1 protein-coding gene is annotated in these 1,070 nt (G+C 70.5%); it reads right to left on the bottom strand.

Features of this window, described 5'->3' with window-relative positions:
* Positions 1 to 192: 192 nt before the first annotated feature.
* Positions 193 to 981 carry a serine protease gene (locus tag ABZ281_RS50365; protein WP_356665650.1) on the bottom strand — a complete coding sequence of 263 codons (789 nt, stop codon included), beginning with the start codon at positions 979 to 981 and terminating at the stop codon, positions 193 to 195.
* Positions 982 to 1,070 lie beyond the last annotated feature (89 nt).

Raw genomic sequence — 1,070 nt, 5'->3', positions numbered from 1 at the left:
TGCCCGTTGAGGAGCGGCGTTTGGTGCGTGCTCTCGGCGTGGCGGCCGGAAGCCCTCGTACTGGACGTACTTGGGGTTTCGGCCGGTGCGGCGAGAGGGGGTACCCCCTGCTCGAGCGGAGTCGAGAGCGTGGGGGAGCGTGCCGGGCGTCGTGACGGGGCGAACGTTGCCTGTTGCGGCCCTAGTTCCCAGTCACGAGTTGACCTGCGTCGTGACCAGGTTGGAGAAGGTGGTCAGCCGGGTGTAGACACCCGGGTAACCGGCCTGGGCGCAGCCCTCGCCCCAGGAAGTGATGCCTGCCAGGACGCCCCCGATGAGCAGGGGGCCGCCGCTGTCGCCCTGGCAGGTGTCCACGCCGCCGGAGGTCTTTCCGGCGCACACCATGTCGCTCTTCACGAAGTCGGAGCCGTAGGAGCTCGCGCAACTGGAGTCGGACACGGTCGGTACGGTCGCGGTGCGCAGCTGGTTGGAGCTGCTGCCGCCCGAGGAGGTGGTGCCCCAGCCGAGGATGCGGGCCGTGGTGCCGGCCGCGTACACCGAGGTCTGGGAGGCGGAGACGTACTTCGCCGTGGTGTACGGCATCGACGTCGACAGCGTCAGCACGGCCACGTCGTCGCCGCTGGAGGCGTCGGTGTAGCTCGGGTGGATCCATATCCTGCTGACTCTGCCGACCGTGCCGTTGGTGCCGTTGAGGTAGGTGCGGCCACCGACGACGCGCACGCTGCCGGTGGTCTCGCCGACCATGCAGTGCGCGGCGGTGACGACCTTCGTGGGCGAGACCAGGGTGCCGCCGCAGAACTGGTTCTGCGAGGCGTCCGTGATCTGCATGACGAACGGGTACGCGGATGTCGTGGTCGTGGTGCCGCCGACGATCGGCTGGGGCGCGGCGACGGCCGTGGGGGCGGCGAGCAGCGCGGTCGTGGCGGCGGCGGTCGCCGCGGCGACGGCGGCGGCCTTCCTGGCAATGCTGAGCCCGAACATGGGTCTCCTTGGGGAGTTGCCCGCGACCCGGTCCACCGGCTGCGCCGGATCCTGGTCCACTCCACCGGCAACGCCAAAGGCCAGCAGGC

It is taken from the genome of Streptomyces sp. NPDC006265 (assembly GCF_040613555.1).
GTDB lineage: Bacteria > Actinomycetota > Actinomycetes > Streptomycetales > Streptomycetaceae > Streptomyces.
This window is presented reverse-complemented; position numbering and strand designations above follow the sequence as displayed.

What these genes read in the sequence shown, in the direction of transcription:
- ABZ281_RS50365 (WP_356665650.1), bottom strand. Translation starts at nt 981, where the DNA reads ATGTTCGGGCTCAGCATTGCCAGGAAGGCCGCCGCCGTCGCCGCGGCG.